Raw genomic sequence first — 25,116 nt, forward strand, 5'->3', positions numbered from 1 at the left:
ATTGATTTTTATCTAATAACTGATGGAATAAACCAATGACTAAAGTACTTCACACAGAATCTGCTCCAGCTGCAATCGGCCCATACGTACAAGGCGTTGACCTTGGCAACATGGTACTGACTTCTGGTCAAATCCCAGTAAACCCAGCAACTGGTGAAGTATCTGCTGATATCGCAGAGCAAGCTCGCCAATCTCTAGACAACGTTCAAGCGGTTGTTGAAGCTTCAGGCCTGACTGTAAAAGACATCGTAAAACTAACGGTATTCGTTAAAGACCTAAACGACTTCGGCACAGTAAACGAAGTTTACGGTAAATTCTTCGATGAGCACGGCGTTGCAAACTACCCTGCACGTTCATGTGTTGAAGTAGCACGTCTGCCAAAAGATGTAGGTATCGAGATCGAAGCTATTGCGGTTCGCAAATAGGTTTTAATATCTAGATTAAACACCTTCTAATAAACGACTTAGCGTAATGCTGAGTGTTTATTAGATACAAAAAAAGGTTGCCCAGTTGGCAACCTTTTTTATTGTTCATCGTTTCGCTTAGATAATTACTTTTTATTAAGCTCAACCACTTCTTTGTCTAACTCTTCAAGCTTAGCAGCCATCTGCTCACGAGCTAGGTTAGCCAGTTCACGAACATTAGACTTGTCGTAGCCTTCGGTGCTGATTGGTGGCAGCATTTCAACAATCACGTGACCATTGTTCCAACGGTTTAGCTTCACGCCACCTGTTGAGCTACACACGATAGGGATGATAGGCAAGCCAGCACCAATCGCAGCATGGAATGCACCTGTTTTGAATGGCAGCAGACCACGGCCACGAGAACGAGTGCCCTCAGGGAACATCCAAACTGAAACATCGCTCTCTTTTAAACTCGTCACGACCTGATCAATCGTACCTACCGCTTTGCTGCGGTTAGCACGGTCAATTAGGATGTTACCCGTCAACCAGTAAAGCTGACCAAATAGAGGCATCCACACTAGGCTTTTCTTACCAACCGTCACCACTTTTGGCGTTACCGCAGATGAAATCGTGAATAGATCCCAGCTGTTTTGGTGGTTCGCTACATAAACATGTTGCCCGCGAGAGTAAGCATCTTCTGGGATGCGAAGCTCTAACTTCATGCCGAAGATCTTCGACATGCGACCGAAATAACGGCCAAAGGTAAATACGTGTTTTGGATTGCGTGGACTTAATAGGCAGTAACCACAACCAAATACAAACATAAGAATCGCAAATATCGCTACTGCGAAAATACGTAATATTGCTATCATTTTGTTCCTCACCGACCGCCAAGTTGATTCATCTATTCGCGCAAAAATGAGCAATAGATTTACTTGCGGTAAATACAACTATAAAAAAGCCGAAACCAAGGTTCCGACTTTTATGTTTTCATCTTACTGATTCATGAACCCACTAACCTAGGTTAGCTCGACTCACGAAATCGTGTAATGTTTGCGCCTAAGGCTGACAATTTATCTTCAATCTTATCGTAGCCACGATCGATGTGATAAATACGGTCAACGATGGTTTCGCCTTGAGCGATACAGCCAGCAATCACAAGGCTCGCAGATGCGCGAAGGTCCGTTGCCATTACTTGAGCGCCGCTCAGTTTTTCCGTTTCACCACAGATAGCCGTGTTGCCTTCGATTTCGGCTTTTGCACCCATTCGCTGTAACTCAGGAATGTGCATAAAGCGGTTTTCAAAGATAGTCTCAGTGATAACACCACTGCCCTTCGCCATCATGTTAAGCAGAGTAAACTGTGCTTGCATGTCGGTTGGGAAACCAGGGTGAGGTGCCGTTACGATTTTCACCGCTTTCAGTTCACGACCCGTCATATCAAGGCTGATCCAGTCTTCGCCCGTTTCAACCTTCGCACCCGCTTCTTCAAGCTTCGCTAAGGCAGCTTCAAGAAGATGAGCGTTGGTGTTGCGACAAACCACTTTACCGCCAGAAACAGCAGCAGCAACCAGGAAAGTACCTGTTTCAATACGGTCAGCAACCACAGAATGTTGGCCACCACCAAGACGTTCAACGCCTTCGATAGTAATCGTATCTGTACCTGCACCAGAAATTTTAGCACCCAGTTTGTTTAGGAAGTCAGCCGTATCAACAATCTCAGGCTCACGTGCTGAGTTATCAAGTACTGTAGTTCCTTCCGCTAGCGTTGCTGCACACATGATAGTAATGGTGGCACCCACACTTACTTTATCCATCACGATGTGCGCGCCTTTCAGACGGCCATCAACACTTGCTTTCACATAACCATCTTCCAACTTAATGGTCGCACCTAGTTGCTCTAGGCCGTGGATATGCAGATCAACAGGTCGAGCACCAATTGCACAACCGCCTGGAAGTGAAACTTGACCTTCACCAAAACGAGCGACTAGAGGACCTAAAGCCCAAATAGAAGCACGCATTGTTTTCACTAAATCGTAAGGCGCACAAAATTCATTAATTTCGCTGCCATCAACATGAACACTACCATTGCGTGATACTTTTGCGCCTAAACGCTTAAGCAGTTCCATCGTAGTATCGATGTCACGTAGGTGAGGAACGTTACTTACTTCTACTGGCTCTTCAGCAAGAATTGAAGCAAATAAGATAGGTAGCGCTGCATTTTTTGCGCCTGAGATCGTCACTTCACCGCTTAGCGGCTTATCCGATCCAATAACTCGAAACTTTTCCATCATAAACCTTAAAGTGACATCAGTTTCTTATCACGTTCCCACTCTTCCGGCGTGAAAGCCTTAATAGAAAGAGCATGGATGTCATTGCGTTGAATGTATTCCATTAGTGGGCCGTAGATTAGTTGCTGCTTCTTAACTCGATTCATGCCGTCAAAACATGGATCAACCGCAACAACTTCGTAATGACTGCCTTCCCCTTTCACGAAAATTTCCTGAAGGTTCAGTGCTTCTGCTAATAATTCTTGTACTTTTGTGCTGTCCACAAATAGCTCCTGCCTAATTTTTTATGTGTTCTGCCATCATTGGCTGGATATTGCTCAATTGGAACAACGTTCGTAATTGTTCTGGCACGAAACTGAGCATTATATGACAGTTTTGATTTTTTGCATGCTCTAATAAGTGAATTAGCATCACCATTCCTGCTGAATCGACGCGATTTATATGGCTAAGGTCAATTTCAACGCTCGATTCCGTCATTTGCCACTTTTCCAATATACGCCAGATTGCAGGGACACTGTCTCGGTCTAGATCACCGAACAGTTGATACTCTTTAGAGCTTAGTGCTTGCCATTGAGAATGGCTCATTATTTGTTACTCTCAAAACGAATCGGTTGTGCGGCTAATTTCTCTAGTTCGTCAGCAACTTGTAAGATGCCTTCTTGACGAATCTTAGTATTCCACTCCGATTGTTTGCTCGACAACAGGCTAATACCTTCGGCAACCATATCAAATGCTTTCCACTCGCCTGACTTCTTGTCTTTGCGAAGCTTAAATTCAAGCTTGATGTTTGGTCGCGGCGTATCGATGATATCAACCTTGATGCTCGTAATACGGCTATCCGCTTTGATTTTTGGTTCTGGACCAAATTCAATCGTCTGATCCGTGTATTGAGTCAGCACTTGGGCATAAGAAGAAACCAGGTATTTACGGAATGAATCGATAAACACGCCGACGTCTTTTCTATCTGCGCCTTTCAAGTTTGGTCCAAGTAACTTAAGAGCTGCATATTGTGCATTCACATAAGGCATCAACTCTTCTTCCACGATGACCTTCAATAACTCTGGATCTTGGTGGATGTTGTCTTGTTCACTCTTCAAACGCTCAAATGCCACTTCGGCAACTTGAGTCATCATCTGGTAAGGCTGAGTACGGTCAATCGATTCTGCAGCAAATGCTTGGGTAGAAATAAGCAACGCCATTGCCGCCATAAACATTGATTTCAAGTAACCAATAGTTTTTAAATGACTAATAGTTTTCAACATCATCTTATTCCTTAGCTTCGCTGTCATTAGAACCACCAACGCTATACAGCACTTGGCCAATCAAATCTTCTAGTACTAATGCTGGCTTAGTGTCTTCAATTGCATCACCATCGACCAGCATCTCTTCATCATCAAAAATGAAGCCTGGAACCAGACTAATGTACTGCTCACCAATTAAGCCAGATGTTAAAATTTGAGCGCTAGAGGTATCTGGAAATTGTGAGTACTTCCCGTCAATAGACAGTTCAACGACAGGAAGGTAGCTCTCGGTATCAAGCTCAATACTTTTAACTCGACCAACAACGACGCCACCCACTTTCACTGGAGAACGAACTTTTAGGCTGCCAATGTTGTCAAAGGTCGCTTTTAGATTGTAAGTATGGTTCGAACCTATGCCTTTTACGTCAGCGACTTGAAAGATCATGATTAAGATTGCGCAAATTCCGGCAATAACAAAGGTGCCGACCCATAATTCTAATTTTCGAGTTTGTTGCATGATTAATTCCCAAACATCAATGCGGTAAGAACAAAATCTAGCCCTAGTACCGCTAGAGAAGAGTGCACTACAGTGCGTGTGGTTGCCTGACTGATACCTTCAGAAGTCGGTACCGCGTCATAACCATTGAAAAGTGCGATCCAAGTTACGGTGATAGCGAAGACCATACATTTGATCATGCTGTTACCAATATCTCGGCCAAGCTCAACTGAAGACTGCATCGCAGACCAGAAACTGCCGTGATCAATACCTTTCCAATCAACACCAACCAGTTGGCCGCCCCAAATACCTACCGCCATAAAGATCATAGCAAGCAATGGCATTGAGATAAGCCCGGCCCAAAGACGTGGTGCAATAATGCGTTTAAGAGGGTCAACGGCCATCATCTCAAGGCTTGAGATCTGCTCTGTTGCCTTCATTAAACCAATCTCTGCCGTAAGTGCTGAACCGGCTCGACCTGCAAATAATAACGCAGTCACCACAGGCCCCAACTCACGCAACAGTGAAAGCGCGACCATTTGGCCAAGGTTTCCCTCAGCGCCGTAGTCTATTAACACGACATAGCCCTGCAGGCTGAGCACCATGCCAATGAACAGACCCGAAACTAAAATAATAGCCAATGACTGAACGCCAACGCTATAAAGTTGTTTTACTAATAAAGGGAAGTTTTTTAGTCGCGGGATGCCAAACAAAGCCCCAAATAACATCAGGCTTGCTCGACCAAATGACTCACAGATCGCAAGTGTGCGCTTACCGACACCCGCAATAGTTTTAGCAATCATATTAAAACAAATCCTTTTCTAAGCTCTTCGCAGGGAATCTAAATGGTACTGGGCCATCGGCTTCGCCTTGCAAAAATTGCTGCACTCTCGGATCGCTATTGTTGTACAACTCATCAGGAGTTCCAGCTGCAATGATCTTGCTATCCGCCATGAGGTAAACCCAATCAGCAATACTCATCACCTCTGGCACATCGTGAGAAACAACAATCGAGGTTAAGCCCAAGGCTTGATTGAGATTTCGTATCAATTCAACCAATACGCCCATAGTGATTGGGTCTTGGCCAACAAACGGCTCATCGTACATGATAAGTTCTGGATCCAGCGCGATCGCACGAGCCAACGCTGCTCGTCTCGCCATACCGCCAGACAACTCACTCGGCATTAATTGCGCTGCCCCTCGTAATCCTACCGCTTCAAGCTTAAGTAATACGATGGTACGAATGAATTTTTCATTAAGTTCCGTGTGCTCTCGCAGCGGAAACGCCACATTATCAAAGACATTGAGATCCGTAAAAAGCGCACCCGATTGGAATAGCATGCTCATTTTCTTGCGTGCTTGATACAGCTTTCGACGTGATAATGCTGGGATATTGTCGCCATCAAACCAAACTTCACCTTCATCTGGCGGCAATTGCCCACCAATCAAACGCAGTAAAGTCGTTTTGCCAATCCCAGACGGCCCCATGATTGCGGTTATCTTGCCTTGAGGCACCTCTAAACTGATGTCATCAAAGATAACGCGCTCACCGCGTGAGAAGCTGAGGTTCTTAACTTTCACAAGCTCAGTGTTCAACATATTTTTGTTGTTTCCTTGCTTTAAAAAACGCCAATTATGGCTGCAATAATAATGAGTCTACTTTAGAATTAAAAGCACTGTTCAATTAATTCATATTAAACAGGAATCTATGCAGGGATTTGAAAGCATTAGAAAATTATCTATTGAGCTCTCTTTCTTGCCTGCTAACTGGTAATTAATTTGCCGAGTGACTTCCCTTTTATCTAGCAACAGGTCAAAATTAGCGGTTAATTCTCCGTTTTTTATTAATTTTTTAGGAATCATCATGCTTGAAGCGATTGCGTTTCTTATTATCGGTCTAGGTTTTTTGGTGTGGAGTGCAGATAAGCTGGTTTACGGCGCCGCTGCTCTTGCTCGAAACTTCGGTATCTCACCACTAGTTATCGGTATGACGATCTTAGCAATGGGGTCTTCGGCTCCTGAAATGATGGTTTCAGCTACAGCAGCCCTTGATGGCAAAACAGATACCGCTGTAGGCAACGTATTAGGCTCAAACATCGCTAACATTGCGTTGATTTTAGGTATTACCGCCCTAATCAAGCCGCTATCGATTAGCTCTGGTGTGATTCGCCGTGAACTACCATTAATGATTGGTGTCACTTTATTAGCTGGCGCACTGCTTTGGGATAACCATTTAGGTTTTTATGAAGGCGTGTTGTTGTTTGTTCTTTTCGCCGCTTTCTTATTTGCCATGCTGCAAATCAGCCGCAGTGAGAAGAAGAACGGTGATGCCTTCCTTGACGAACAAGAGTCAGAAATCCCAGAGGGTGTTAGCAACCCTAAAGCCGCAATGTGGGTCGTGATTGGTCTGATCATCCTGCCTTTGGCTGCTGATATGTTGGTTGATAATGCCGTAATCATCGCGAAATACTTCGGCATGAGCGACCTTGTCATTGGTCTAACTATCATAGCTGTAGGCACTAGCTTGCCTGAGCTTGCAGCATCACTAGCCGGCGTTATGAAGGGTGAAGATGATATGGCTGTAGGTAATATCATTGGTTCAAACGTATTCAACATCCTTGCTGTTATGGGTATCCCGGGCATTCTCAACCCTTCTATCTTGAGCGAATTCGCTATGGGTCGTGACTTCTGGGTAATGCTAGGCGTATCGCTACTGCTTGTTGTGATGGCACTAGGAAAATCTCGTAGTGTGAATCGCATTGAAGGCGGCGTGTTAATTGTGACGTTCGTGGCCTACCAAGCTTACCTACTAATGAACATGTCGGCTTAATTGTTGATTTAACTTCCCGTACTTGGAGTATTTGATGTCTCAGCCATTTGATTACCGCAGCGTTGCAAAACAAGTTTTGGAAACCGAAGTTGCAGGTCTCACTCAATTAGACCAATATTTTAATGATGATTTTTGTAAAGCTTGCGACCTTATCCTGAACAACAAAGGCAAAGTCGTTGTGATGGGCATGGGTAAATCAGGCCACATTGGCAACAAAATCGCAGCCACATTGGCAAGTACCGGCACATCGGCTTTCTTTGTACACCCAGGTGAAGCAGCGCATGGCGATCTAGGCATGATCGAACCTGGCGATATTGTGATTGCAATATCCAACTCAGGCGAATCTGGAGAAATCCTCAGCCTATTCCCAGTATTAAAGCGTCTGAACATCAAGATCATCAGCATGACAGGCAAGCCAGCATCAAACATGGCTACCTTGTCTGATATCCATTTACAAATTTCAGTACCAGAAGAAGCTTGTCCACTGGGCTTAGCACCAACAACCAGCACCACGGCAACTTTGGTCATGGGTGATGCATTAGCCGTTGCACTTTTGCAGGCTCGAGGCTTTACCGCTCAAGACTTTGCACTGTCTCATCCAGGTGGCGCTTTAGGTCGCCAACTGCTGTTAAAACTGGACGACATCATGCACACAGGTGACGCACTGCCTGTTGTGGCACCGGATGCGCTCGTTCGAGATGCTCTGTTAGAGATCTCTCAGAAAGGCTTAGGCATGACAGCAATCGTTGGTGAAGATGGCCAAATGGCCGGTATTTTTACCGATGGTGATTTACGCCGTATCTTAGACAAACGCGTTGATATCCATAACACGCAGATCGGTGATGTGATGACGCTAAACCCGACGGTAGCCGAGCCAAACATGCTCGCGGTTGAGGGCTTAAACTTGATGCAAGCGAAGAGCATCAATGGCCTGATGTTATGCCAAGAAGGTAAATTAGTCGGAGCGTTAAACATGCATGACTTACTGAAAGCAGGAGTAATGTAATGACACAGACAGTCGAAACTCTATACGGCACTGTTAACTCAGATGTATTTGCCATCGCAAAAGAGATCAAACTGCTAATTTGCGATGTCGATGGTGTCTTCTCTGATGGTCGCATCTACATGGGCAACAACGGTGAAGAGCTGAAAACCTTCCACACTCGTGACGGTTACGGCATAAAGTCACTGATGAACGCTGGTATTGAAATCGCGATCATCACGGGTCGCAAATCTCAAATTGTTGAGAATCGTATGACCGCTCTAGGCATTAAGCTGATTTATCAAGGTCAAGACGATAAAGTTAAGGCATACCAAGATATTTGCGATAAGCTTTCTGTAAACCCTGAAAATACAGGTTACATCGGAGACGATCTGATTGACTGGCCTGTAATGGAAAAAGTTGGCTTGAAGGTCTGTGTGGCAGATGGTCACCCGCTACTTGCGAAGCGTGCAAACTACGTGACAACCATTAACGGTGGTCATGGCGCAGTACGCGAAGTCTGCGACCTGATTTTACAAGCAAGAAATGAACTCGACGTGCATAAAGGTTTAAGCATATGAGTTTTACTCGTATTATCTATTTAATACTCATATTTATTGCCTCTTGGTCGACCTATTACTTGTACGACAAAGAGCAAACATCAACGATACAAGTGGCTCCAAATTTGGAGCTGCCCGCGTTTAGTGGCAAAAGTCTAAGCAACATTAGTTATGACCAAACTGGTATTCGTAGCTACCAGGTTGAATCAACATATTTAGAGTACTACTCAGTAGGTGGTGATACACACTTTCAAAACCCAATTCTTTCGGTATTTCGAGAAGGGCATACGATTGAATGGCAAGTCATTGCTGATCGCGCGGTTATAAATGAGAATCAAATTATCACTTTTTATGGCAATGTTGTGGCAAAGAACCTTTTGCCAGAAGCCAGTTTCGATACAATGACCACAGATAAAATGGTTGTTGAATTGACTAGTCGAGATTTTCATTCCGAGACTTCGGTCCATATGATCGGTACATTTTTTGAAACTGAGGGACAAGCAATGAAAGGTAACTTCGGTACCAACAATGCAACCCTCTTTAATTCTGTTCAAGGTAGATATGAAACTTTTACACCTTAGTTTACTTGCTTTGACCCTTGCGGCACCTAATGTCTACGCTCTGTCTTCAGATAGCGAGCAGCCAGTCTACATTGACTCAGACAGCCAGCAATTGGATATGAAAAGTAACCAAGTGACTTTCCTTGGTGATGTGAACCTTAAACAAGGCAGCATCAACATTAATTCTGACAAGGTTATTGTTACCCGCAATGCCACCAGTGGCGAGATTGAAGAGGTTCAAGGTTTCGGTAAGCCAGCAACCTTCTCTCAACTTACTGACGACGGCAAGACACTCTACGGTGAAGCTGACGACCTACATTACCAGCTTGTTGCCGACAGGCTGATCATGACCAAAAATGCGATGCTATCTCAAGATGGCAGTATCATTCGTGGTTCTAAGATTACTTACCAGATCGGGTCTCAGAAATTAGTCGCTGACAGTGGTGAGAACGAACGGGTGTCAACGGTTTTACAACCAACGGAAGTGAATAAGTAACGATGGCTGTTCTTAAAGCAAAAAATCTAGCGAAAACTTACAGTAAGCGTAAGGTTGTTACCGATGTAAGCTTACAGGTAGAGTCAGGTCAAATCGTTGGTCTGCTTGGACCTAACGGTGCGGGTAAAACCACTTCTTTCTATATGATTGTTGGTCTGGTTGCGCGTGATGAAGGTACCATCAGCATTGATGACCGAGACATCAGTATCTTGCCAATGCACAGCCGTTCTCGTCTTGGTATCGGTTACCTGCCTCAAGAAGCATCGATTTTCCGTAAGTTGTCTGTAGAGAACAACATCATGGCGGTTTTACAAACCCGTGATGAGATGACCAACGAACAACGCCAAGATAAGCTGGAAGACCTACTAGAGGAGTTCCACATCCAACATATCCGCACCAGCAATGGTATGGCTCTGTCGGGTGGTGAGCGTCGTCGTGTAGAGATTGCTCGAGCACTAGCAGCAAACCCGCAGTTCATTTTATTGGATGAACCATTCGCCGGTGTTGACCCGATCTCAGTAATCGATATCAAAAAAATCATTGTTCACCTTCGCGATCGCGGCTTGGGCGTTTTGATTACCGACCACAACGTTCGTGAAACATTAGACGTGTGTGAAAAAGCCTACATCGTAAGCCAAGGACACCTGATCGCTGAGGGAACTCCTGAAGATGTTCTCAATAACGAACAAGTTAAACAAGTTTATCTAGGCGAACAATTCCGTCTATGATTATATAGAGTATCGAGAGTTCTAAGAATAATAACTAGGTAAGTCACACTGAATGAAACCCTCATTACAACTTAAGCTAGGCCAACAGTTAGCAATGACTCCTCAATTGCAGCAAGCGATTCGTTTGTTGCAATTGTCTACTTTAGATTTGCAGCAAGAGATTCAAGAAGCACTTGAATCTAACCCACTACTCGATGTCGAAGAAGGCAATGAAGATACGCCAACATCGGAAGAAAAACCTAGCAGTGACGAAAAAGAAACAGTTGAAGCCACAGAGCAAGACTTACCTGATAGCTCAGACTTAATCGAAAAATCAGAGATTGGCAACGAACTAGAAATCGACACAACGTGGGAAGATGTCTACAGCGCAAACACCGGTAATACGGGTATTGCGATTGATGACGACATGCCTGTTTATCAAGGCGAAACCACTCAAAGCCTGCACGATTACCTACTTTGGCAACTCGACTTAACACCATTCACTGACACCGACCGAAGCATCGCTTTTGCACTAATAGATGCCATCGATGACTATGGCTACCTCACTGTAACTTGTGAAGACATCCTTGAAAACTTCGACAATGAAGAGATCGAGCTTGATGAAATTGAAGCCGTACGTAAACGAATTCAGCAGTTTGATCCGCTAGGTGTCGGCTCAGTCAACCTGCAAGATTGCTTGTTACTGCAACTGGCAACCTTTCCCCAAGATACGCCTTGGCTTAACGAAGCTAAGTTAGTACTTACTAGCCATATCGACCAACTCGGCAACCGCGATTACAAACTGGTTATCAAAGAAACCAAGTTGAAAGAGGCAGAACTACGTGAAGTTTTGCAGCTTATTCAACAACTGGATCCTCGCCCTGGCAGTAAGATTACCCCGGATGAAACTGAGTATGTGGTTCCGGATGTATCTGTCTTCAAAGACCTTGGCAAATGGTTAGTGACCATTAACCCTGATAGCGTGCCCAAGCTGAAAGTGAATCAGCAGTACGCTGATCTAGGTAGTAAAGGCAACAGCGCCGACAATCAATACATCCGCTCAAATTTGCAAGAAGCAAAGTGGTTAATTAAAAGCCTAGAGAGCCGAAATGAGACGCTACTCAAAGTTGCGCGATGCATTGTTGAACATCAGCGTGATTTCTTCGAACATGGCGAAGAAGCGATGAAGCCAATGGTTCTTAATGATGTTGCGTTAGCTGTTGATATGCACGAATCCACGATCTCTCGTGTGACGACTCAAAAATTCATGCATACGCCACGTGGCATCTTCGAACTCAAATACTTTTTCTCAAGCCATGTCAGCACTGACAATGGCGGTGAATGTTCATCTACAGCAATTCGCGCACTCATTAAGAAGCTTGTCGCAGCGGAAAATACCGCGAAGCCTCTAAGTGATAGTAAGATTGCTGCTTTACTGGCTGACCAAGGAATTCAGGTAGCTAGACGTACCATAGCGAAATACCGTGAGTCTCTGGGCATTGCCCCATCGAGTCAGCGTAAACGCCTGCTATAAGCTCATTTAGTCGCTAGTTACTTAGCAACTATAATCAGGCAACCAACTGAAAAGGAAAGTCTATGCAAATCAATATTCAAGGCCATCACGTTGATCTTACCGATTCAATGCAAGACTATGTTCACACCAAATTCGACAAACTTGAGCGCTTCTTTGATCATATCAATAGCGTTCAGGTTGTTTTAAAAGTTGAGAAAATCAATCAAATCGCAGAAGCTACCCTGCATATAAATCAGGGGGAAATCCATGCGACAGCAACAGATGAAAGCATGTATGCCGCGATTGATTCATTGGTTGATAAACTCGTCCGCCAACTCAACAAGCACAAAGAAAAGCTAAGTAGTCACTAACATGCAATTAAGCGAAGTACTTTCATTGGACTGCACCAAAAGTGCCGTCCAATGCACAAGCAAAAAAAGAGCCCTTGAGCTCATCAGTCAGATCGCAGCAGAAAGCTGTGGTCAAGATTCAACAGAACTGTTTGAGTGCATGTTGAGCCGTGAAAAAATGGGCAGTACAGGTATTGGTAATGGCATTGCTATTCCTCACGCTCGTATGAATGTCAGTGATAAAGCGATTGCTGTATTACTGCAATGCCAAGATCCCATCGAATTTGATGCGATTGATAATCGTCCTGTCGACCTACTATTTGCGCTGCTTGTTCCTAGTGAACAGTGCAAAGAGCATCTAAAAACCCTTTCTTGTATGGCAGAGCGACTCAACGACAAGCAGACTCTTAAACAGTTGCGTAATGCTCAAAGCGATCAAGAGCTTTACGACATCATGATTCAAGTGCCAACTTGCGAGTAATAACATGCGATTAATCGTTGTTAGTGGCCAATCGGGGGCCGGTAAAAGTGTTGCGCTGCGAGTCCTTGAAGACTTGGGGTATTACTGTGTCGATAATCTTCCAGTAAACCTGCTCAACGACTTCGTCGAATCGGTACGCGAAATCAATCAGAACGTCGCCGTTAGCATTGATATTCGTAACCTACCGAAAGAGCCTCAGTTAGTCACAGAGATGCTAGAACAGCTAGACTCTGCCACCAATATCGATGTAAACGTCTTGTTCCTAGATGCGAGCAAGCAGACGTTACTCAAGCGCTACAGCGAAACACGCAGAATTCACCCTTTATCGATCGGCCAAGAAAAGCTCTCTCTTGAGCAAGCGATTGATTTAGAGAAGACACTCCTGACACCTCTCGCTGAGCACGCCAGCATTGTGATTGACAGTAGTGACTGCAACCTCTACGAATTGAGTGAAAAGGTTCGTTTTAAAGTTGAAGGCAAAGAGAAGCAAGAGCTGATCATCGTCTTTCAATCTTTCGGTTTTAAGTATGGCTTACCAAGTGATGCCGACTACGTGTTTGATGTTCGCTTTTTGCCGAACCCTCACTGGGAACCCGCACTACGACCACTAACCGGTCTAGATGCTCCAATTCACTCTTTTCTTGAAGAACACTCAGAAGTTCTGGAACTCAAGCAACAGATCCAAGGCTTTGTTGAACAGTGGTTACCAATGTTAGAGAAGAACAATCGCAGTTACCTAACGGTCGCGATTGGCTGTACTGGCGGCAAACACCGCTCGGTTTATCTAACTCAGAAAATTGGTGAGTACTTCGAGCAACTTGGCCATCAAGTTCAAATCAGACACGCCTCCCTAGAGAAGCACCAACAAGGCTAACCATGGAATTAACTCGAACTGTACTGATCCAAAACCGCTTGGGTCTTCACGCTAGAGCAGCCGTAAAGTTGGTTGAGCTTGCACAAAGCTTTGATGCAACCATCACGATCCATAGCGAAGAAGATAAAACAGCGACAGCAGACAGCGTAATGGGGTTACTTATGCTGGAATCAGCGCAAGGGCAACATATTACTATTCAAGCAGCAGGCACCGATTCACAGCAAGCACTGGATGCCGTCTGTCATCTCATTGAAGACAAATTTGATGAGGGTGAGTAGCGAAAACGCTTCACTCGCAACGCCTAAGACTCAAACAACGAACCAACCAATATTAAATCTTAGTTCTATCTAAGTTTATGATTTAAATAAGCCCCAGAATTAAGTTACTATTCCAACCATTGTTAGAATAATGAGATAGGAGGAAAATATGGCAGAGCAATTAGAATTCGACCAAGCTCACCAAACCCTCCAAGAAGTCAGCGAAGCCCTAGAAAACGGCCGATTTGTTCACGTACGCCGACAACTTCAGGACATGGAGCCTGAAGATATTGCACACCTTTTAGAAGCCTCCCCTCGCAAAAGTCGTGACGTACTCTGGCAACTCACCGATCCTGAAGACTACGGTGAAATTCTTGATGAACTAAACGAAGACGTCAAAGATGCTCTTGTGTCGAAAATGGCACCAGAGACCTTAGCAGAAGCAACCGAAGGTATGGAAACCGATGACGTCGCGTACGTACTTCGAAGCCTACCCGACGATGTTTCTCGCGAAGTCCTTTCTCAAATGGACTCCGTCGATCGTGCTCTAGTTGAAACCGCACTTTCGTACCCTGAAGATTCAGCGGGTGCGATCATGAATACCGACGTAATCACGATTCGTGGTGATGTCGATGTCGACGTTGTATTACGCTACATGCGAATGCGTGGCGAACTGCCCGATGCAACCGATGCGCTGTATGTTATCGATGAAGAAGAGCGTCTTATCGGTAACCTATCGCTTACCACGCTAGTTACAACTCAGCCTGATGTTCCGGTTTCAGAAGTAATGGATGATGCCGACGAAGCAATCGCGGTTGAAACCAGCGCTTCCGATATTGCGAGCCTGTTCGAACGTCGTAATTGGGTTTCAGCACCTGTCGTCGATAGTAACCAGCACCTTGTGGGTCGTATCACCATCGATGACGTGGTTGATGTTATCCGTGAAGATGCCGAACACTCAATGATGAGTATGGCGGGTATGGACGATGACGAAGATACCTTCGCACCGGTCGTAAAATCCGCTCGTCGTCGTAGTGTCTGGCTTGGTGCTAACGTACTCGCGGCACTGGCGGCAGCATCTGTATCGAATATGTTTGAAGCAACGCTCGACCAAATGGCAGCGATTGCGGTTCTGATGACTATCGTGCCTTCTATGGGTGGTGTTGCGGGTAACCAAACCGTTGCACTTGTGATTCGTGGTTTAGCTCTCGGTCATATCGGTGACAGTAACAAACGCGAACTACTACTCAAAGAAGCAGCGATCGGCTTCCTCAACGGCGTTCTATGGGCCGTTATCATTGGTGGTATCGTTGTAGCTTGGAAAGGTAACTGGATACTGGGAGGCATCATCTCAGCAGCGATGATGACCAACTTGATTGTCGCTGGTATCGCTGGTGTAACCATCCCTGTGATGCTGAAAAAGATGAATATCGACCCGGCATTGGCAGGTGGTATGGCACTCACAACAGTTACTGATGTTATTGGCCTATCGGTGTTCTTAGGCTTAGCGACCATACTGATCTAGTTAGCAGAAGCAGCTAGCCAATTTTAGGCTAAATACAGAAAACAAAAAGGGAGCCATCGGCTCCCTTTTTTAATTCATCAGATTAGCTTTAATTGAATTACTCGCCCGCGACTTTCATCGACTCAAGCAAGATAGAACCCGTTTGAATCTGTGAACGCGTTTCAACATCGTTACCGACTGCAACGATCTGATTAAACATATCTTTTAGGTTACCCGCAATCGTCACTTCCGATACTGGGTATTGGATCTCTCCGCTCTCAACCCAGAAACCTGCAGCGCCACGAGAGTAATCGCCTGTTACTGTGTTTACGCCTTGCCCCATCACTTCAGTCACTAGGAAACCCGTACCCAACTCTTTTAACATCTGCTCAAAGTTTTGGCCGGTCGATTTAACGAACCAGTTATGAATACCACCCGCATGGCCTGTTGGTGTCATGTCCATTTTACGTGCTGCGTAACTCGTCAGTAGATAAGTTGCCAGAACACCATCAGTGATGATTTCACGATCTTGAGTGAACACACCTTCGCTATCAAATGGGCTTGAAGCCAAACCACGCAAGATATGTGGTCGCTCAGAAATGTTAAACCAGTCAGGTAGGATTTTCTGACCTAAATGATCCAATAGGAACGATGATTTACGGTAAAGATTACCGCCACTGATTGCCATCACAAGGTGACCAATCAAGCCAGTAGCAACATCGTTAGCGAACATAATTGGGTATTGACCTGTTGGTAGCTTTTTCGCATCCAAACGGCTAATGGTCTTTTCTGCTGCTTCTTGACCTACGCGCTCAGGCGTCCATAGCTCATCACGGTGACGTGCAACGGTGTAGCTGTAGTCACGCTCCATCTCACCGTTAGCGCCTTGTCCAATCACACAGCAGCTCGTGCTATGGCGGCTTGAAGCGTAGCTTGCTAGTAGGCCATGGCTATTACCATAAACCTTAACGCCATAGTGGCTGTCGTAGCTTGCGCCATCACTCTGTTTGATCTTGTCGCTATAAGCTAACGCCTGCTTCTCAGCAGCAATCGCAATCTCAGCGGCATAGTCAGGGTTTGGTTCATCAGGGTGGAAAAGATCCAAGTCTGGAATTTCTTTTACCATGTATTCTTTTGCTGCCGGACCTGCAAATGGGTCTTCAGACGTGTACTGAGCGATATCAAGCGCAGCCGCGACTGTTTGAGCAATAGCCTTTTCACTCAGATCAGATGTAGATGCGCTGCCTTTTTTCTGGCCGCGATAAACAGTAATACCTAGCGCACCATCACTATTAAATTCAACGTTTTCCACTTCACACATACGTGTTGAAACACTTAAACCCGTTGACTTAGTAATAGCGACCTCAGCTGCGTCTGCACTCACTGATGCCATATCCAACGCTTTAGCTACTGCGGCTTCTAGCTCAACTCTTTGCTGGGCGACTTGCTGTTTTACATCCATATCTATTCTAATTTTTTAGGTCAATATTACGTAGGATAACAAGAATTTCGCTTTCTCCCCAAGATTCTTGCTAAAATAGGCAATATATTCGTTTGAGATAGTGACATAGGCAGAAAAGATGGCTCGCAAAAACCAAAAAGCCCCATGGGAACCAGAAGAAGAAATCATCTGGGTAAGTAAGACAGAAATGAAAACGGACATGGATGCCCTGCAAAAGCTGGGAGAAGAGCTTGTTGGTCTAAAGCCTTCTGTATTAGACAAATTTCCGCTGTCTGAAGATTTGGCACAAGCGATTAAAGATGCACAACGCTTTAAAAATGAAGCGAAGCGTCGTCAACTTCAATACATTGGTAAAGTAATGCGTAATGTCGATCCTGAGCCAATTCAAGCGGCTTTGGATAAAGTACGTAACAAACACTCACAAGCAACAGCTGAGCTACATAAGCTTGAGCAACTGCGTGATCGTGTTGTTGCTGAAGGTGATGCGGCTATTTCAGAAGTAATGGAAATGTACCCTGAAGCAGACCGTCAGCGTCTTCGTCAGCTAGCTCGCCAAGCTAACAAAGAGAAATCAGCGAACAAGCCTGCAAAGTCTTCTCGTGAGATCTTCCAAATCTTAAAAGAGCTAAAGCTAGAAGACTAATCGTTATCTCGCTTTACTCATAGAGTGAATAAAAGACCTAGCACATGCTAGGTCTTTTTGTTTTTGACGTACTCGATATCAATAAGTACTCACAGGAGTGATGATTCGTCATTCACCCGCTTTAACAAATGAGCTTAATTCTGCCTGTGGATGATCCGCCGTCAGTGCCTCTATCGAGTCTTCAACCAACACCTTGCCTAGCGCCACAAACACAAACCTATTCGCGATACTGCGTGCGTCACCTAAATGGTGAGTCACCATCAAGACCGTAATATTTCGCTCTGCCGCTAATCGCTTCACTAAGCTAAGCATCTCTTCGCGAAGCAAAGGGTCAAGCGCAGAGAAAGGTTCATCAAGTAGCCAAATGTCATGTGGCTGAACAAAACAACGCGCTAGTGCGACACGCTGGCGTTGGCCACCGGATAAGTGCTCAGGCAATCTATCCAAATACTCAGCAACACCAACTTGTGCTGCGGCTTGCTCCACAGCTTGCTTTTGGGTTGCGGTAAGCTTTAAACCCGGGTGCAGACCTAAGCCAATATTCTCTCGCACCGTAAGGTGAGCAAACAGGTTGTGCTCTTGAAACAACATCGCCAACGGGCGTTGGTGTGCCTCTTTACCAATAAGCGATTGCCCAGCCACTGAGATCTCACCCGATGTAGGCTCGATGAAACCAGCAACTAGCGCCAACAGTGTAGATTTACCCGCACCACTCGGCCCCATAAGCGCAACAATATCGCCCTGCTCAGCTTGAAAATCAAAGCTAAACAACTCTCTGTGATAGTGGTAGTCCACATCTTTCATCACTAACATCATCGGTTCCTCAACTCTTTAGCATCGAGCTTAGATCTTCGAGTAAATAAAAATTCTATTAAGCTAAAACTGCCGACACTCAGTAACAGTAAGCTCACAGAAACTACCGCCGCCGCTTCCATTTGATAGCTGCCTAACAATTGGAATAGGTACAAAGGCAGAGTTCTAAAGTCTTGGCTACCAAACAAGGCAATCGCACTTAAGTCGCCCATCGCCAGCATAAAGCTGATTGAGAAGGCTTGCGCCATTGGTTTACGTAGTGCGCGCCACTCCACCAACCTAAAGCGAGTGAACCCTGTCATTCCTAAGCTTGCACACACATACTGATACTGCTGAGACAAATGCAGCATAGGTTGAGCCAAGGTTTTAATTACGTAAGGCAGCGCCATTAAGCTGTTGACGGCAATCACGATAAAGAAAGCTAAACTAAAGACATCGGTGAATGAACGCAGTAATAAGAAGATCCCCGTGCTGATCACAAGCCCCGGAGTCACTAAGATAATAGTGCCAATCAGCTCGATTTTATCGGCTCGAAAATTCTTGTTCTGTAAACGCCATGCTCGGCTAGTCAGCAGTATGGCGATACCAATACCAACAGCGATAACACTTGCTAATGACGCGACTTTAACCGAGGTCATTAACGCCGCCCAAAACGGTTCGTTGCTGAGTACGGTTAATGCCTGCGAGTTAATTCCACTGACGATAACCAAAGCTAATGGCGGCAATACCAGCATTGATACTATGATGATCCAAAAGCTATCCCAAGCTTTTGACCACCAGCTGTCCTTAACCAAATATTTCTCTTCCGACAGCTGACTGGCCGTCACTGAAATAGGTTTCGATAGCCGTTGAATGCTCACCGCTAGCACACCACACAGCAGCATTTGCCATATCGCGAGCAAGGCACCAGCTTGAAGGTCAAAGTCGAATTTAATCGCCTGATAAATAGCGAGCTCGATAGTGGTTGATTTAGGTCCACCGCCTAGCGCCATCACGGTAGCAAAGCTGGTAAAACACAACATGAAGACTAAGCCACACACATGTGGTAATTGCTGTCTTAAGCGAGGCCATTCAACCCATCTGAATTTGTTCCAATGACTCATACCCAAGTGAGCACAAAGCTTGTGTTGCTCGGCAGGCACGGTATCTAAGGCTTGTAAAAGTAAGCGACTGGCATAAGGCAAGTTAAAGAAAACGTGCGCCAGCAAAATACCATTCAATCCGTATATGGAAAATGGTAATTCAATATCGAAGTTCGCCAAAAACTTAGCTAACCAACCGCTATTACCATAGATCGCAAGTAAGCCAAATACACCGACTAACACCGGCAGGACTAAGGTCGACGCGAACAGCCTTAACAACAAAGCGCGTCCAAAAAATTGCCTACGACACAGCGCATGAGCAATAGGTATAGCAAAGCCAACACTCAGCACCGTTGAGAGTGTCGCCTGATAAAAACTGAATTTCGTTACATGCCAATAGTAGGGATCTGACCATACTTGGCTGATATCAAGAGAAGGGGCATTGCTAAGCAATGCCCCAACTGCTGAAACCACGAAGGCGGTAATGAGTATCGCAACCCAGATACCTACCTTAGGTGTTTTCTTTATCATAAATTGATTTTTTACCGTAAACAGTTCACTCAAAGTATATCGAACGAACTTTTAAATACAGAAAGCCTATTTTTTAAAGTAAGTTAGAAAGTAAGTGCACTCTGCCATTCACGAATCCAAGGCTTACGCTTCTCGGCGATCTCTTCTGAGCTAAAGCTCAGCGCTTTCTGAGGAACCGTAAGTTGCTCAAACCCTTTTGGTAACTCAACATCCGTCACTGGGTACATCCAGTTACCTGTTGGCATCGCCGATTGGAATTCATCACTTAGGATAAACGCCATAAACTCATCAGCAAGCTTTTCGTTCTTGCTGCCTTTAACCTTAGCGGCCACTTCCACTTGAGTGTAATGCCCTTCTTCAAAGCTTGCTGCTGCGTACTTAGAATCGCTCTCAGCAATAATGTGGTAAGCCGGCGACGTTGTGTAAGACAACACTAAATCCGACTCGCCTTCTAGGAACATTGAGTAAGCTTCAGACCAGCCTTTGGTTACAGTCACTGTTTTCTGAGCAAGCTTCTTCCATGCTGCTGTCGCTTCATCACCGTATACTGATTTCATCCAAAGCATCATGCCTTGGCCTGGTGTTGATGTACGTGGGTCTTGGTAGATAACCTTGAGATCATCACGCTGCTCAACCAACTCTTTAAGGCTCTTCGGTGGGTTTGCCAACTTCTCTTTGTTGTAAACAAAAGCAAAGTAGCCAAAGTCATAGGGTACAAAAGTGCTGTCGTTCCAACCATTAGGCAGTGTTACTGATGAAGTATCAACATTATGCTCAGCCAATAAGCCCGTCGCTTTCGCTTCAGCCATCAGGTTGTTGTCGAGACCTAGCAAGATATCGGCTTTGCTGTTGCCGCCCTCAAGACGTAAACGGTTCAGAATAGACACGCCATCTTCTAAAGCGACAAAATTCACATCACAACCACACTTCTCTTCGAATGCTTTTTCAACGGCAGGACGAGGGCCCCAATCCGCAGCAAAAGAGTCATAGGTGTATACAGTCAAAGTGTTGTCTGCAGCAAAGGCAGAAAAAGAGATAGCTGTAGTAACAGCAAGGGTAGTTAATGTGAATTTCACTGGACGCTCTCCATGGTCTGAGCGGCACAGGTTTGAGGGAGGAGAACGGTAGAGGTTGTTCCTAACTCAATTCCTACGCCAGCATTATCTGGTTCAGGTTTACGGGTCCCAAGCATCTGCTTGATCTCAGCTCGCATTCATTATTTGAATGGTTCGCTCCCCGATGAGTGTTCAGAATTGTAATTTGATTTTTAACAATAAGCTATCAAGTTTGGATCAATTACGTTGATCGTAGCCCCAACGTGGCACTAAACCTTGCTCGATACCAAGATGATCCAGAATGCGCGCCACCATAAAGTCGACCAGATCTTCAATTGACTTAGGTTGATGATAAAAGCCCGGGGCTGCAGGCATGATCGTCACACCCATGGTCGAAAGCTTGTGCATGTTCTCTAGATGAAGCGTCGAAAATGGCGTCTCACGAACCACCAACAACAATTGGCCTCGCTCTTTCATGACTACATCTGCTGCTCGCTCAATCAGGTTATCCGACAAGCCATGTGCAATCGAAGCCAAGCTTCCCGCTGAACATGGACACACTACCATCTGCTTCGGCGCTGCTGAACCAGAGGCAACCGGCGAGAACCAATCATCTTTGCCACACACCACCAGCTTTTCAGGGTCGCAGCCAAGATGTTTAACTAAAGCTTGTTTCGCCGCATCTGGCCCAGCAGGTAACTTAAGTTCATGCTCGGTCGCCAATACCACTCGCGCTGCCGATGAAATCAGCAAGTAAACCTGATAATCGGCTGCCAAAAGGCATTCAAGTAAACGTAGGCCATAAGGCGCACCGGATGCGCCAGTGAAAGCAAGAGTTATCGCTTTATCGTGTTTTGTCATGTTCTCAATTACTTCAAATTATAAGGTCGTGGATGCCGTTAGCCTTTGAGTGCCAATCCATCCAACAGTTTTTGGTGAATGCCACCAAAGCCACCATTACTCATTACCAAGATTTGGTCGCCAGCTTGTGCCTCTGAGACAATTTTAGCAACGAATGCATCCATGTCATCACTCACGTGTGCCGGTTGGTGACAAGCGTCTGCAACATCTTGAACTGACCAATCAATGTTATCCGGTTGGAATAAGTAGGTAGAATCCGCCTGCTTCAACGAATCAGCCAGTATTTCTTTGTGCACACCACGTTTCATGGTGGCAGAACGAGGCTCTAAAACGGCAATGATTTTCTTAGTGTCGACCTTATTACGTAATCCGCCGAGCGTAAGTTCAATCGCCGTTGGATGATGAGCAAAATCGTCATAAACAGACACACCTGCCACCTCGCCTTTAAACTCCAAGCGGCGCTTAGTATTAATAAAGGTAGCTAGTGATTCACAAGCAAGGTCAGGTGTCACGCCCACATGACGTGCAGCTGCTATCGCCATCAAAGCATTATTTACGTTGTGGTCGCCAACCAAGTCCCAATCTACCGTTCCAACACATTCATTTTGGAAGTAAACCTCAAATTGAGAGCCATCTTTGACCAGTTTCTTGGCATCCCAGTCGCCTTGCTCGCCACTCGATTCAGTTTCACTCCAACAACCGCGAGCTAGAACATCTTCAATAGCAGTGTCTTGCTTAGGTGAGAATATACGGCCATTGCTCGGCACAGTACGCACCAAATGATGGAATTGACGCTTAATCGCTTCAAGATCGTCAAAGATGTCCGCATGATCGAACTCTAGGTTATTCATCACCAAGGTTCTTGGGTGGTAATGAACGAACTTAGATCGTTTATCGAAAAAAGCACTGTCGTATTCGTCGGCTTCTACCACGAAGAACATACTTTCACCAAGGCGAGCAGAGATACCAAAGTTACCCAACACACCGCCAACTAAGAAGCCCGGTGCATAGCCACAGTCTTCCAAGATCCAAGCCAACATGCTTGATGTCGTGGTCTTACCGTGCGTTCCCGATACCGCTAATACCCAACGGTCATGCAGCAGGAACTCTTGCAACCACTGGGGGCCAGAGGTGTATCTAAGATTGTTATCCAACACATACTCAACACACGGGTTGCCGCGGCTCATTGCGTTACCGATAACCACGAGATCTGGCCTTGGCTCTAATTGGCTAGGGTCGAACCCTTCAATAATTTCAATCCCTTGAGATTCCAGCAAGGTACTCATTGGTGGGTAAACATTCGCATCACTACCCGTAACCTTGTGACCTAATTGACGAGCCAATACCGCAGCACCACCCATGAAGGTGCCACAAATTCCTAAGATATGAATATGCATAAATTGCTTCCAAACGCTTGGCTAAATAAACGATGCCTAATTAAAACGGCTTGCACTCATTATCATTAAATGGCGATTAAAAGCGAGCGGCAATGCAAAACAAATTGAGTCGACATAGTAAGTGAGATCTGTGTCGCTTAGTTCATTACCATTAAAAAGATCTAACCTTTAGAATTTAGGTAAGCGTCTAGATGAATAAAGCCCACTCAAGAGGCCGAATCTACAGTGCTCAAATCCCCCCTAATATTGAGAGAAGTTTAAGGAAATAACATGTCTGAGATGCGCACCCTTGGTGAGTTCATTGTTGAGAAACAGAGTGACTTCCCCCATGCAAGCGGTGATCTATCATCCCTTTTGTCGTCTATTCGACTTGCTGCAAAAATTGTTAACCGTGAGATCAACAAGGCTGGCCTAGTCGACATCACTGGCGCTGTTGGTACAGACAACGTGCAAGGTGAAGAGCAACAAAAGCTAGACCTTTACGCGAACGACAAATTTAAAGCGGCTCTAGAAGCCCGTGACCAAGTTTGTGGTGTTGCAAGTGAAGAAGAAGACGAAGCTGTCGCCTTCAATAAAGAGCTCAACAAAAACGCAAAATACGTTGTACTGATGGATCCACTTGATGGCTCTTCAAACATCGATGTGAATGTATCGGTTGGTACAATTTTCTCTATCTACCGTCGAGTATCACCGATCGGTACTCCACCAACACAAGAAGATTTCCTACAGCCAGGACACAAGCAAGTAGCCGCGGGTTACGTGATTTACGGTTCTTCAACCATGCTTGTATACACAACAGGTGCTGGCGTAAATGGCTTCACCTACGACCCATCACTGGGTACCTTCTGCCTATCTCATGAAAACATGATGATTCCAGACGAAGGTAAGATTTACTCAATCAACGAAGGTAACTACATCCGATTCCCTACGGGTGTTAAAAAGTACATCAAGTACTGCCAAGAGAATGAGCCAAGCGACAACCGCCCTTACACATCACGTTACATCGGTTCTCTAGTATCAGATTTCCACCGTAACCTGCTCAAAGGCGGCATCTACTTGTACCCAAGCACGCAAAGTCACCCTCAAGGTAAACTGCGCCTGCTTTACGAGTGCAACCCAATTGCTTTCCTTATGGAGCAAGCGGGCGGCATCGCTTCAGATGGTGCTCAACGTATCATGGATATCAAACCAACTGAGCTGCACCAACGTGTACCTTTCTTTGTTGGCTCAACAGACATGGTTCGCAAAGTAGAAGAGTTTCTTGAGCTGAACCGAGACTAAACCTCTCGTCTATTTCTCAAAATAGCGTCATTAAAAAAGCCAGCATTCAATGCTGGCTTTTTGTTTGATAACTCAGAATATATAGCGACTAAGCGTTGTTCCGCTTACACCAGTTACCCGAAAGTATTTCTTTATTAGCTGTTAGATCAAGCTGATACAAATATACCCATGCTAATCCAAATATAGTCTCTATTTGCTCGCGACGATACTCAACAGGAACATCTTCTAGCCGATCGAGTGACTCTAAAATTTCGTCGTTAATGATATAGACCTCACCAGCGACACTTTTCTTTCCAACAATCATCGCCGGATAGGTACCTAAATCAAAAAGCGCGTATTCCTTAGGTGTATCAAACTGCCCTAATAAATCGCAGCCCTTCAAATAATGGTGATTGGACTGACCTTGCCTCAAGGTTCCATAGACAAAAACAAGATGCTGCATACGC

At 45.2% G+C, this 25,116-nt stretch carries 30 protein-coding genes and 1 riboswitch; of the genes, 15 read left to right on the forward strand and 15 right to left on the reverse strand.

From position 1 onward, the window contains the following. The first annotated feature begins 35 nt into the window (after positions 1-35). Positions 36-425, forward strand: coding sequence for a RidA family protein (locus tag AB6E85_RS14985; protein WP_004735319.1), 390 nt, complete (start codon positions 36-38; stop codon positions 423-425). Between the two features lie 125 nt (positions 426-550). Here AB6E85_RS14985 and AB6E85_RS14990 read toward each other — a convergent pair whose 3' ends face one another. The 8 genes from AB6E85_RS14990 to mlaF form a co-directional block, all read right to left on the reverse strand. Continuing rightward, positions 551-1,276, reverse strand: coding sequence for a 1-acylglycerol-3-phosphate O-acyltransferase (locus AB6E85_RS14990; protein WP_017058926.1), 726 nt, complete (start codon positions 1,274-1,276; stop codon positions 551-553). Between the two features lie 152 nt (positions 1,277-1,428). After that, positions 1,429-2,694, reverse strand: a complete 1,266-nt coding sequence (gene murA / locus AB6E85_RS14995; RefSeq protein ID WP_048605883.1) for a UDP-N-acetylglucosamine 1-carboxyvinyltransferase — start codon at positions 2,692-2,694, stop codon at positions 1,429-1,431. Between the two features lie 8 nt (positions 2,695-2,702). Next, positions 2,703-2,957 carry a BolA family iron metabolism protein IbaG gene (ibaG, locus tag AB6E85_RS15000; RefSeq protein ID WP_017058924.1) on the reverse strand — a complete coding sequence of 85 codons (255 nt, stop codon included), beginning with the start codon at positions 2,955-2,957 and terminating at the stop codon, positions 2,703-2,705. A gap of 13 nt (positions 2,958-2,970) precedes the next feature. Then, positions 2,971-3,279 (reverse strand): lipid asymmetry maintenance protein MlaB, encoded by a 309-nt coding sequence (locus tag AB6E85_RS15005; protein ID WP_372143140.1) that lies wholly within the window; start codon positions 3,277-3,279, stop codon positions 2,971-2,973. After that, a complete protein-coding gene (locus AB6E85_RS15010) occupies positions 3,279-3,908 on the reverse strand; it encodes a phospholipid-binding protein MlaC (RefSeq protein ID WP_120459707.1) in 630 nt (209 codons plus the stop codon). Before AB6E85_RS15010 ends, AB6E85_RS15005 begins: the two co-directional genes overlap by 1 nt. Positions 3,909-3,960: 52 nt before the next feature. Then, positions 3,961-4,452, reverse strand: a complete 492-nt coding sequence (mlaD, locus tag AB6E85_RS15015) for an outer membrane lipid asymmetry maintenance protein MlaD (protein ID WP_372143141.1) — start codon at positions 4,450-4,452, stop codon at positions 3,961-3,963. A gap of 2 nt (positions 4,453-4,454) precedes the next feature. Further along, positions 4,455-5,234 (reverse strand): lipid asymmetry maintenance ABC transporter permease subunit MlaE, encoded by a 780-nt coding sequence (gene mlaE, locus AB6E85_RS15020; protein ID WP_008220420.1) that lies wholly within the window; start codon positions 5,232-5,234, stop codon positions 4,455-4,457. A gap of 1 nt (position 5,235) precedes the next feature. Further along, a complete protein-coding gene (gene mlaF, locus AB6E85_RS15025; protein WP_019821464.1) occupies positions 5,236-6,030 on the reverse strand; it encodes a phospholipid ABC transporter ATP-binding protein MlaF in 795 nt (264 codons plus the stop codon). A 265-nt stretch (positions 6,031-6,295) separates the two neighbouring features. Here mlaF and AB6E85_RS15030 point away from each other — a divergent pair, with 265 nt between their 5' ends. From AB6E85_RS15030 to mgtE, 12 genes are all read left to right on the forward strand, one after another. After that, complete coding sequence (locus tag AB6E85_RS15030) at positions 6,296-7,261, forward strand: calcium/sodium antiporter (RefSeq protein ID WP_050622165.1); 966 nt, start codon at positions 6,296-6,298, stop codon at positions 7,259-7,261. 34 nt (positions 7,262-7,295) lie between these two features. Continuing rightward, the gene (gene kdsD, locus AB6E85_RS15035; RefSeq protein WP_017632284.1) at positions 7,296-8,267 is read left to right on the forward strand and encodes an arabinose-5-phosphate isomerase KdsD; all 972 of its coding nucleotides are present in this window, start codon (positions 7,296-7,298) and stop codon (positions 8,265-8,267) included. Then, positions 8,267-8,824, forward strand: a complete 558-nt coding sequence (kdsC, locus tag AB6E85_RS15040; protein WP_017058916.1) for a 3-deoxy-manno-octulosonate-8-phosphatase KdsC — start codon at positions 8,267-8,269, stop codon at positions 8,822-8,824. The genes kdsD and kdsC overlap by 1 nt, the downstream gene beginning before the upstream one ends. Then, a complete protein-coding gene (lptC, locus tag AB6E85_RS15045; protein ID WP_248639025.1) occupies positions 8,821-9,384 on the forward strand; it encodes an LPS export ABC transporter periplasmic protein LptC in 564 nt (187 codons plus the stop codon). Before kdsC ends, lptC begins: the two co-directional genes overlap by 4 nt. After that, entirely contained in the window at positions 9,365-9,859 is a 495-nt protein-coding gene (gene lptA / locus AB6E85_RS15050) for a lipopolysaccharide transport periplasmic protein LptA (RefSeq protein WP_248639023.1), read from the forward strand. The genes lptC and lptA overlap by 20 nt, the downstream gene beginning before the upstream one ends. A 2-nt stretch (positions 9,860-9,861) precedes the next feature. Next, positions 9,862-10,587 carry an LPS export ABC transporter ATP-binding protein gene (gene lptB, locus AB6E85_RS15055; protein WP_004735304.1) on the forward strand — a complete coding sequence of 242 codons (726 nt, stop codon included), beginning with the start codon at positions 9,862-9,864 and terminating at the stop codon, positions 10,585-10,587. Between the two features lie 52 nt (positions 10,588-10,639). After that, entirely contained in the window at positions 10,640-12,100 is a 1,461-nt protein-coding gene (locus AB6E85_RS15060) for an RNA polymerase factor sigma-54 (protein WP_017058913.1), read from the forward strand. Between the two features lie 62 nt (positions 12,101-12,162). Beyond that, positions 12,163-12,450 (forward strand): ribosome hibernation promoting factor, encoded by a 288-nt coding sequence (hpf, locus tag AB6E85_RS15065; RefSeq protein WP_009847742.1) that lies wholly within the window; start codon positions 12,163-12,165, stop codon positions 12,448-12,450. A 1-nt stretch (position 12,451) separates the two neighbouring features. Then, a complete protein-coding gene (ptsN, locus tag AB6E85_RS15070) occupies positions 12,452-12,910 on the forward strand; it encodes a PTS IIA-like nitrogen regulatory protein PtsN (protein WP_048605899.1) in 459 nt (152 codons plus the stop codon). A 4-nt stretch (positions 12,911-12,914) separates the two neighbouring features. After that, entirely contained in the window at positions 12,915-13,784 is an 870-nt protein-coding gene (gene rapZ / locus AB6E85_RS15075) for an RNase adapter RapZ (RefSeq protein WP_048612605.1), read from the forward strand. A gap of 2 nt (positions 13,785-13,786) precedes the next feature. Further along, on the forward strand, positions 13,787-14,062 hold the full coding sequence (locus AB6E85_RS15080) for an HPr family phosphocarrier protein (RefSeq protein WP_017066670.1): 276 nt from the start codon (positions 13,787-13,789) through the stop codon (positions 14,060-14,062). Positions 14,063-14,210: 148 nt separating this feature from the next. Then, entirely contained in the window at positions 14,211-15,566 is a 1,356-nt protein-coding gene (mgtE, locus tag AB6E85_RS15085) for a magnesium transporter (RefSeq protein ID WP_017632278.1), read from the forward strand. Positions 15,567-15,663: 97 nt separating this feature from the next. Here mgtE and pmbA read toward each other — a convergent pair whose 3' ends face one another. Then, positions 15,664-17,007, reverse strand: a complete 1,344-nt coding sequence (gene pmbA, locus AB6E85_RS15090; protein WP_372143142.1) for a metalloprotease PmbA — start codon at positions 17,005-17,007, stop codon at positions 15,664-15,666. Between the two features lie 118 nt (positions 17,008-17,125). Here pmbA and yjgA point away from each other — a divergent pair, with 118 nt between their 5' ends. Beyond that, the gene (gene yjgA, locus AB6E85_RS15095; protein WP_017058909.1) at positions 17,126-17,650 is read left to right on the forward strand and encodes a ribosome biogenesis factor YjgA; all 525 of its coding nucleotides are present in this window, start codon (positions 17,126-17,128) and stop codon (positions 17,648-17,650) included. A gap of 108 nt (positions 17,651-17,758) precedes the next feature. Here the strand turns inward: yjgA and thiQ are convergent, their stop codons facing one another. The 5 genes from thiQ to mpl all read right to left on the reverse strand — a co-directional run bounded on the left by thiQ (position 17,759) and on the right by mpl (position 23,389). Beyond that, entirely contained in the window at positions 17,759-18,463 is a 705-nt protein-coding gene (gene thiQ / locus AB6E85_RS15100; protein ID WP_372143143.1) for a thiamine ABC transporter ATP-binding protein, read from the reverse strand. Further along, complete coding sequence (thiP, locus tag AB6E85_RS15105) at positions 18,463-20,076, reverse strand: thiamine/thiamine pyrophosphate ABC transporter permease ThiP (RefSeq protein ID WP_372143144.1); 1,614 nt, start codon at positions 20,074-20,076, stop codon at positions 18,463-18,465. The genes thiQ and thiP overlap by 1 nt, the downstream gene beginning before the upstream one ends. An 83-nt stretch (positions 20,077-20,159) precedes the next feature. Next, positions 20,160-21,152: a thiamine ABC transporter substrate binding subunit gene (thiB, locus tag AB6E85_RS15110; protein ID WP_048618648.1), complete on the reverse strand. Its 993-nt coding sequence runs from the start codon at positions 21,150-21,152 to the stop codon at positions 20,160-20,162. Positions 21,153-21,205: 53 nt separating this feature from the next. Next, positions 21,206-21,325, reverse strand: a riboswitch (TPP riboswitch). Positions 21,326-21,368: 43 nt separating this feature from the next. After that, positions 21,369-21,992 carry a flavin prenyltransferase UbiX gene (locus AB6E85_RS15115; RefSeq protein ID WP_016787846.1) on the reverse strand — a complete coding sequence of 208 codons (624 nt, stop codon included), beginning with the start codon at positions 21,990-21,992 and terminating at the stop codon, positions 21,369-21,371. A gap of 38 nt (positions 21,993-22,030) precedes the next feature. Further along, positions 22,031-23,389, reverse strand: a complete 1,359-nt coding sequence (gene mpl, locus AB6E85_RS15120; protein ID WP_372143145.1) for a UDP-N-acetylmuramate:L-alanyl-gamma-D-glutamyl-meso-diaminopimelate ligase — start codon at positions 23,387-23,389, stop codon at positions 22,031-22,033. Positions 23,390-23,659: 270 nt separating this feature from the next. On the opposite strand from mpl, the gene fbp reads away from it, so the two are divergent. After that, on the forward strand, positions 23,660-24,670 hold the full coding sequence (fbp, locus tag AB6E85_RS15125; RefSeq protein ID WP_017097551.1) for a class 1 fructose-bisphosphatase: 1,011 nt from the start codon (positions 23,660-23,662) through the stop codon (positions 24,668-24,670). Positions 24,671-24,758: 88 nt separating this feature from the next. Here fbp and AB6E85_RS15130 read toward each other — a convergent pair whose 3' ends face one another. Continuing rightward, positions 24,759-25,112 (reverse strand): gamma-glutamylcyclotransferase, encoded by a 354-nt coding sequence (locus tag AB6E85_RS15130; protein ID WP_048605922.1) that lies wholly within the window; start codon positions 25,110-25,112, stop codon positions 24,759-24,761. Positions 25,113-25,116: the final 4 nt, after the last annotated feature.

Source organism: Vibrio sp. 10N.247.311.51, assembly GCF_041467855.1.
Taxonomy (GTDB): Bacteria; Pseudomonadota; Gammaproteobacteria; order Enterobacterales; family Vibrionaceae; genus Vibrio; species Vibrio coralliirubri.